This window comes from Burkholderia sp. IO2 (assembly GCF_029522185.1).
Classification (GTDB): domain Bacteria; phylum Pseudomonadota; class Gammaproteobacteria; order Burkholderiales; family Burkholderiaceae; genus Burkholderia; species Burkholderia cenocepacia.
In genome coordinates this window covers 1-7,545 of sequence record NZ_JAKWFH010000116.1, presented here as the reverse complement: position 1 = coordinate 7,545, position 7,545 = coordinate 1, and the positions used below count along the sequence as shown (strand labels likewise).

Here is a 7,545-nt window from a genome sequence, read left to right as displayed (position 1 = left end):
CCGGCGCCGGCGCCTTCGGCGGCTCGGCCGGCACCGGCGGCTGCACGTCGGCGTCCTGCGGAGCACGCGGCACGGGCAGCGCGGCCGGTGCGACCGGGGCTTCCGATTGCGGCGCCGGCGCGGGCGCCGGGGCCTGGGCCGGGGTCTGCGGGGCAGCGGCCGCGCCGTTCGCGGGTTGCATCGGCTGCGCGCCTGCCTTGCGCACGCCGCCACGGCCTTCCATGTTGCCGGTCGCATACACGTCGACTTCGTTCGGCTTCGAGAAGCTATCGGTCGGCAGCGCGACGTCCGCGGTCTGCAGCGGCTTCACCAGGTGCGGCGTGATCAGGAAGATCAGCTCGGTGCGATCCTGCTGGAACGACGTGCTGCGGAACAGCGCGCCGAGCACCGGCACTTCGCCGACACCCGGGATCGCCTTCAGCGCGCCGGTCGCGTTGTCCTTGATCAGCCCGCCGATCGCGAACGATTCGCCGTCGCTCATCTGCACCGTCGTCGATGCGCGCCGTGTCGTGATCAGCGGCAGGATCGACGTGCCGCCGATGTTGGTCGCGCTCAGCGTGACGCCCGTCTGCGACAGCTCCGACACTTCCGGCGCGACCTTCAGGCTGATCCGGCCGTTGGCCAGCACGGTCGGCGTGAACTTCAGCGCGACGCCGAATTCCTCTTCCTGCAGCGTGATCGACGACGTGCCGTTGCCGCTGCTTTGCGGGATCGGGATGAAGATCTTGCCGCCGGCGAGGAACGTCGCTTCCTGGCCGCTGATCGTCACGAGATTCGGCTCCGCGAGGATCTTGACGAGGTTGTCGGTGTTCTGCGCGTCGGCCGCGATGCTGAACGGCCGGTTGTTCGCCTTGTTGAACACCGCGCCGCTCGCGACGCCCGCGAGCAGGTTGCTGACCAGCGCACCGCTCCACGAACCGAAGCCGCCCTGGATGTTGAATGCGCTGCCCATCTGGTTGATCAGCGTCTTCGACACCTCGGCCACCTTCACCTCGAGCATCACCTGCTGCGGCGACGTGACGTTCAGCATGTTCAGCACGCCGCCGCCCTGCTTGCCGCCGCCCGCCGCGTCGCCCGCGCTGTCGCCGTACGCATGGGCGATCTGCACGGCCTGCTGCGCGGCCTGCGAGCTCGACACGGTGCCGGCCAGCACGATCGTGCCGGCCGCGGTCGACACGTGGATGTCGCGCTCGTTCGGCATCAGCTGCAGCAGCGACGCCTGCAGGCCGCCGGCATCCGCGCCGACCGCGACGTCGATCACGCGGCACGCACCGCTCTTGCCCTGCACGATCATGTTGGTCGTGCCGACCGCGAGCCCGAGGATGTACAGCGTCTGCGGCGACACCATCGTCGCCTGCGCGACGGCCGGATTGCCGATCGTCCGGTTGCGCACGGGCTCCGGCATCGGCACCAGCAGCGACTTGCCGAGCGGCACGGCGACGCTGGTCGATTCGCGCACGGCGCCCACGCAGTTCGGCCCGCGCAGCGGCCCCGCCGATGCGGCGGGCGCGGCGGCCGGCACCGGCGCCATGCTGATCGTCATCTGCATCGGCCCCTTGCCGACCGCGGCCGGCGCGCTGGCGCCGCCCTTCGTCAGCACCGCCGATTCGATGCCTTCCTGCGCGAGCGCGCCATACACGGTCAGCCATCCCGAACAGAGGATCGCGGTCATCATCGTGCCCCGTGCGACGCGTGTGCGCAGTGGGCCGGTACCTGTGCGTTGCGGTTTGATCTTCATTTCGTCTGATCCCCCGAGAGACCGGCGCCGTGCCGGTTATCGACTTCCAAGGCCGCCGCGCGTTGCCGGCGGCCGGTTTGTTGGTCTGGCTGGTTCGATCTGCTTCAGAAACATTCGACGCTGCCCTTCACGCCGGTCAGCACGCCGACGCAGTCACGCCGCACTTCCGGCGCCGCGTGCGAGGCGACGTGCACGCGGACCGGCCGTACGTGGACGGGCGCCGGCGGCGCTGCCGGTGCGGGCTCCTTGCCGAGCAGCGTGAGCTTGGTCGCACCGTCGGTGTTCAGCGTCTTCTGGTCGACCTGGTTGCGCAGCACGAGCGACAGCGTGCCGACGCTGCGCGCGAGGTCGAGCCGTTCGGCCTGGTCGGGCGTGACTTCCAGCGTCACCGCGTTGACCACCTTCGGCGCCGTGTCGTCGCGGCTGACCTGCTGCGCGACGGCGAGCACGAGGATGTGCTCGAGCACGATCTTCGAGATGCTCTGCCCGTCGGTCTTGCCCTGCTGTTCCTGCGTGTTGACGATCACGTCGACGTAGTTGCCCGGCAGCGCGAAGCCCGCGACGCCGACCACGTCGTTCACGCGCACCGTGATCGCGCGACTGCCGTCGGCGATCACCGCGGACAGCCCGCCCTTCGTGCCGACCGGCGCGAGCTTCGATTCGATCACCGGCTCGCCGCGCGACAGGCTGGTGCGCACGACGCGCCCTTCGAGCGCCTTCGTGTCGGTGAACGCGCCGGTCGGCACGCTGCCGGACGGCCAGCTCACCATGTGGATCTGGTTCGGCCCGAGCGGCTCGCCCAGGTTCAGGTCGGTGGTGGCCACCGCGACGGACGTGACCGAGCTCGTGGATGTCTGCATCAGCCAGTGGGAAGCGAATACGACCGCGGCAAGACCCGCGATCATCGCGACGACCAGCATCATGACCGCTCGACTGTTTTTCATGGCAATGCTCCTCGACGAATCGTGAAAGAAACCGCTCAACCGGTGACGAACGTACGGCCTCCGCGCTCGACGGGCGGCGGATGGCTGCCGTCCCGTTCAGGCGCCGCGCCGAAGTAACTCGCCCACGCGTCGTACAGCGCGTCGTGCGTCACCTCGGGCGGATCGCCGCGGTAACGCGCGCCGGCGGCCACGAGGCGCAGCAGGTCCGCCGGAAAGCACGCGAGAAACGCCTTGCCGGTCGGCAGATGCAGCCGATGCAGCAGGAACTCGAACGCATCGCTCGCCGACACGAGCCCGAGCGCTGCGCAAGCGGCGTCGTACACCGCGCGGTAGTCGTCGATCGACATCGCGCCGACGTGCAGCTTCGAGCCGAGGCGGCGCATGAACGCGTCGTCGCAGAACTGCTCCGGCGCGAGGTTGCTCGAGAACACCGGCCACACGTCGAACGGCAGCACGAAGCGGTTGCCGGATTCGAGCGTCATGAAATCGACGCCGCGATCGAGCGGACGCAGCCAGCGATTGAGCAGGTCGCGCGGCTCGACGCGCTGGCGACCGAGATCGTCGACGACGTACATGCCCATGTTCGCCTTCATGTGCGGCGGCGCCTGGTAGAAGCCGGCCGCTTCGTCGCGCCGCAGGTCGAGCTCGTCGAGCGTCAGCTCGCCGCCCGACATCACGACCGGCCGTTCGCACAGGCGCCACCGGCGATCGACCGACTGGCCGGCGCCCGCGGCTTCCGCGTCGACGTGCACGAGCGGGTCGTAGACCTGGATCACTTCGCCGGCCGCGCAGATCGCGTACGGCACCGGCACGCGGCCGTGCATCAGCGCGCCGAGCCGTTCGGCGAGAAAGGTCTTGCCGCTGCCGGCCGGGCCGTAGATCAGCAGCGGCCGGCCCGCGTTCAGCGCGGCGGCCGCCGCATCGAGCACCGCCGTGTCGATCACGACGCCTTCGAATGCGGCCCACACGTCGCTCTGGCCGATGTGCAGCTTGCGCACCGAATGCGCGGCCACGCTCGCGAGGTACGCATCCAGCGTCACCGGCGCGGGCCCGCTGTAGCCGCTGCGTTCCCGTTCCTCGAGCGCGAGCACGCGGCCTGCATCGGTCAGGCGGAACGTCACGTCGAGATCGGTCGCGCCGCGATGGGTCAACTCGACCAGATGCTCGCGCACCAGGAACGCGAAGACTTCGTCGAGCACCGCGAACGGCAGGCAGTGCCGATCGACCAGATCGCCGTACGACGGGCGGCCGAGCACCAGCGTCGACTTCAGCACGAGGCCGCCGACGAACGCCATGCTCAGCCCGGTTTCCGCGAGCGAGCGCGGCGCCGACGGCAGCTGCGCGCCCAGCTTCGTATGGACCTCCCGCGACGGCAGCGGATCGGGCAGGTGTGCCACCTGCGCGTCGCGTCTCGGTTCGGTGTGGTTCGTGTTCATGATCGTTGCGTCCTCGTTGCGTTCTCGTTGCGTCTTCGTGACGGAACCGCCGCGCTATGCGCACGACGCGAACAGCATGCCCAGCGTGCCGGCCGCGATCGCCACACCGTACGGCAGCGTGCCGACCGATGTGATCCCGGCGGGGCCGTCGTCGGCCTCGGCGCGCGCCGCCGGCGAGCGCCGCACGATCAGCGTGCGCACGTTCGCCCACATCTGGCGCATCCGCCCGCGCAGCAGCGCGTAGGCGATGGCGCCGATCCCGCCGGCCAGGAACGTGGCCAGCACGATGTAAAAGGTCATTTCCGCGCCGACCCACGCGCCGATCGCGAGCATCAGCTTCACGTCGCCCGCCGCCATTCCGCGCAACAGGTAGAACGGCAGCAGCAGGCCGAAGCCGGTTGCCGCCCCGGCAAGCCAGCCGAGCACGCCCGCCGGCACGCCGTGCAACAGGCACTGGGCGATCAATGCGCCGACCAGGCCGAGCAAGACGAGACGATTCGGAATGCGACGGGTCGCGATGTCCGTGCTGGCCGCGGCGACCGCGAGCAGCGTCACGCACAACGGAACCGGGTAAGGCGGCGCAACGGGAAACATGGCGAACCTCGCGAATCGAATCGGTGGATCAGGAAACCATGGACAGCGCGGTGGTCACGGCGGTGGTCACGGCAGCCGTCACGGCCGCGGCGATCATCTCGTACGCAGCGCCGAGCGAGCCCTTCAGCGTGACGACGCTACCCAGTACCGCGATGGCGAACATCGACGCGAGCAGCGCATATTCGATCGACGTCACGCCTCGTTCGTCGGCGATCCAGCAACGTGCGACACGCATGATGGCTTGCATGATGGTCTCCGGTTTCCGGTTGGTCGGATGGCCGGGGACGGCTCGAACGCTGCACCAGCCGAGCCGTCCGCGGCACGCTCCATCAGATGCCTGCCACCGCCGAATCGAGGTCGGCCGCGATCGTGCTGAACACGGTCTTGAGGTCCTTCCCGATGGTCGACAGCGCGAGGATGATGCCGACTGCGATCAGCGCGGCGATCAGGCCGTATTCGATGGCGGTCACGCCATCTTCATCGCGAACGAAACGGCTGGCTTGTTGAATGAGCTTGGACATGGTGATCTCCTTGCGTGGTGACTTTCAAAATCCTCGCGCACCGGCTGGTCGGATGACCGTGCTTCGATACGTCGAGGAATGTCGTTGATGCCGTGTGGCGCCGACGAACGATTCGAACGAGCCGTTCGTCGTACCGTCCATCAGATGCCTGCTACCGCCGAGTCCAGATCCGCGGCGATCGTGCTGAACACGGTCTTCAGATCCGTACCGACCGTCGCCAGCGCGGCGACGATGCCGATCGCGATCAGCGCGGCGATCAGGCCGTACTCGATGGCCGTCACGCCGTCCTGATCCTGGACGAACCACGCGATCTTTTCGATGATTCTTGACATGAGCATTCTCCTTTCGGACTGCTATGAAATACCCTTCGTCGGTCAGGACGTCGGGGGGTGGGCACCACCGGCACTACTCGAAAAATCGGAAGCCGACGATCAGTCGCGGCAACGGGGTGGACCAGCGTTGTCCGTGCGAACGGGTATCGGCGAGGCGGAGCATGAGAGACGCGTGTACGGTTCGACCGGCCGGATGAACCGGACGAGTCGATCGACCGGAACGGCGCGACGGCCGTTCGACGCATGGAATCCAGTTGAACGGGAGATGAATTCCCGGCAAAGTTGCAGTGTGTCTTTAACGCGGCTTGCGATCCGCGACGTGCTGTGGTCTTTCATTTTTATTCCCCATGTACTGCCATGCCGATTTCTTATTGCCCTGAATCCACCGGGTCTCTTGGGTCGTTCGACGACGGTTGCCGCGGTTGATCGGACTGGAGCTGCGTGTTCCCCGACGCGCTCCGGACTGTCTGTTCCGCAGGTGATTCGCGAGCCGGTTCCTCTGCTGCCTGCCGGAACCGCCCGGTCGTCACGTCGTCGACTGCCGTGCCAACGCTTACGCAAAGAGCGGACCATCCCGGTCGGAATCGAGACGCATCAAGGGTTTCAGCGATATATGCAAACCTCCGCCAAACGCCCGACCGCCGAAATGTTTCAACTTTGATATATACGGTTCGGGCGCATGCGGCCGGCACGAAAGCCCGTCGTGGCGCTGCACGAAGGACCTAAAAAATTTTCTCGGGATTTTCCCGAACGCGGCAGACCGCCCGCGCGCTGCGGGTTCGGCGGCACGCACAGCCGGTAAAAATCGCGGAATGTTTCAGGCCAGAAACACGAATCCCGGCGGCGGCGTTTTCTCATACCAGAAATGGCGGTTTTCACCCGAATCGCTGAACACATTAAATGCCGGCCGGCCGTGCGTGGTTTGCATCACGCGATTTTTTCTTCAACAATGAATTCACCGGACAACGCCATTTCAGAGCGATTCGATCCGCAGGCACCACAACATCAAACGGCCGCGACAGACCACGCGGCCACACGACAGACGGGGCATCATGTACACAGCCAATCGTGGAACGCGCGATCGCGCAATACGCTGTGCTCAATGGCTGACGGCCGACCGGATCATTCCGTACAGCTGCATCATGCTGATGCTCTTCGCTGCGCTGCTGATCGTCTGGGCGGTCGTGACCGACGGCTTCACGTCGAACGCCACCGCCCGCCCCGGCACCGACTTCTCGGTCTTCTGGACCGCATCGCATCTCGTGTTGCAAGGCCATGCCGCGGCGGCTTACGACACGCCCTCATTCCTGCAGGCCGAGTTCGCGCACTTCGGTGCGTATCTGCAAAACCGGCCGCTTCCCTGGCTCTATCCGCCGACGATGCTGCTGTTCATCGCGCCGGTTGCCCTCGTGCCTTTCCTGCCCGCTTACTTCCTCTTTTTCGCGGGCAGTCTTTTATGCTACGCGCTCGCCGTCTCCCGGTTGTCGGGGCTGCGCGCGCATCTTCCCGTGCCGCGCGCCGCGGCGCTCGTCGTCGTCGCGTATTCGGCGGTGTGCATGTCCGCGCTGTTCGGCCAGAACAGCATCCTGACCGCCGGCCTCGCCGCGCTCGCGCTGCATCTGCTCGGCAAGCGTCCGGTCCTGGCGGGCGTGCTGATCGGGCTGCTCGCGATCAAGCCGCAACTCGCCGTCGTGTTCCCGTTCGTGCTGATCGCGACGCGTGCGTGGCGCACCTTCGCGGCGGCGGCGATCAGCGCGACGCTGTTCGCGGCGGCCGGCGTGGCGCTGGCCGGCCCCGCCGCGCTGCACGGCTTGAGTCACGCACTGTCGACGGTACGCGCGCAGCACTTCATGCTCGCGTCGTACTGGCTCGCGTCGCCGACGCCGTTCGCCGCGTTGCGGCTCGCCGGCGCGCCGGTGGCGGCCGCGCTGGCCGCCCAGGCGGCGGTCGCGCTCGTCGCGCTCGCCGCGGCCGTCGACG

At 67.5% G+C, this 7,545-nt stretch carries 8 protein-coding genes; 1 reads left to right on the top strand and 7 read right to left on the bottom strand.

Features of this window, described 5'->3' with window-relative positions:
- From MMB92_RS34795 to MMB92_RS34765, 7 genes are all read right to left on the bottom strand, one after another.
- Positions 1-1,738, bottom strand: a 1,738-nt coding sequence (locus tag MMB92_RS34795; RefSeq protein WP_277563257.1) for a type II and III secretion system protein family protein, incomplete at its 3' end; no start/stop codon positions are given.
- 104 nt (positions 1,739-1,842) lie between these two features.
- Positions 1,843-2,682, bottom strand: a complete 840-nt coding sequence (gene cpaB, locus MMB92_RS34790) for a Flp pilus assembly protein CpaB (protein ID WP_034204006.1) — start codon at positions 2,680-2,682, stop codon at positions 1,843-1,845.
- 35 nt (positions 2,683-2,717) lie between these two features.
- Positions 2,718-4,118, bottom strand: coding sequence for an ATP-binding protein (locus tag MMB92_RS34785; RefSeq protein WP_200061808.1), 1,401 nt, complete (start codon positions 4,116-4,118; stop codon positions 2,718-2,720).
- A 54-nt stretch (positions 4,119-4,172) separates the two neighbouring features.
- Positions 4,173-4,712, bottom strand: a complete 540-nt coding sequence (locus MMB92_RS34780) for a prepilin peptidase (RefSeq protein WP_006483615.1) — start codon at positions 4,710-4,712, stop codon at positions 4,173-4,175.
- A gap of 28 nt (positions 4,713-4,740) precedes the next feature.
- Positions 4,741-4,959, bottom strand: coding sequence for a Flp family type IVb pilin (locus tag MMB92_RS34775; RefSeq protein WP_006498088.1), 219 nt, complete (start codon positions 4,957-4,959; stop codon positions 4,741-4,743).
- Positions 4,960-5,041: 82 nt separating this feature from the next.
- Entirely contained in the window at positions 5,042-5,233 is a 192-nt protein-coding gene (locus tag MMB92_RS34770; RefSeq protein ID WP_006483622.1) for a Flp family type IVb pilin, read from the bottom strand.
- A gap of 140 nt (positions 5,234-5,373) precedes the next feature.
- Positions 5,374-5,565, bottom strand: a complete 192-nt coding sequence (locus tag MMB92_RS34765; protein ID WP_006483618.1) for a Flp family type IVb pilin — start codon at positions 5,563-5,565, stop codon at positions 5,374-5,376.
- 1,052 nt (positions 5,566-6,617) lie between these two features.
- On the opposite strand from MMB92_RS34765, the gene MMB92_RS34760 reads away from it, so the two are divergent.
- A partial coding sequence (locus MMB92_RS34760) for a glycosyltransferase family 87 protein (RefSeq protein WP_277563256.1) occupies positions 6,618-7,545 on the top strand: 928 nt, incomplete at its 3' end.

Bases quoted from the DNA above. Each gene is read 5' to 3' on its own strand.
- cpaB (WP_034204006.1), bottom strand. From the start codon at position 2,682: ATGAAAAACAGTCGAGCGGTCATGATGCTGGTCGTCGCGATGATCGCG.
- MMB92_RS34785 (WP_200061808.1), bottom strand. From the start codon at position 4,118: ATGAACACGAACCACACCGAACCGAGACGCGACGCGCAGGTGGCACAC.
- MMB92_RS34780 (WP_006483615.1), bottom strand. From the start codon at position 4,712: ATGTTTCCCGTTGCGCCGCCTTACCCGGTTCCGTTGTGCGTGACGCTG.
- MMB92_RS34775 (WP_006498088.1), bottom strand. From the start codon at position 4,959: ATGCAAGCCATCATGCGTGTCGCACGTTGCTGGATCGCCGACGAACGA.
- MMB92_RS34770 (WP_006483622.1), bottom strand. From the start codon at position 5,233: ATGTCCAAGCTCATTCAACAAGCCAGCCGTTTCGTTCGCGATGAAGAT.
- MMB92_RS34765 (WP_006483618.1), bottom strand. From the start codon at position 5,565: ATGTCAAGAATCATCGAAAAGATCGCGTGGTTCGTCCAGGATCAGGAC.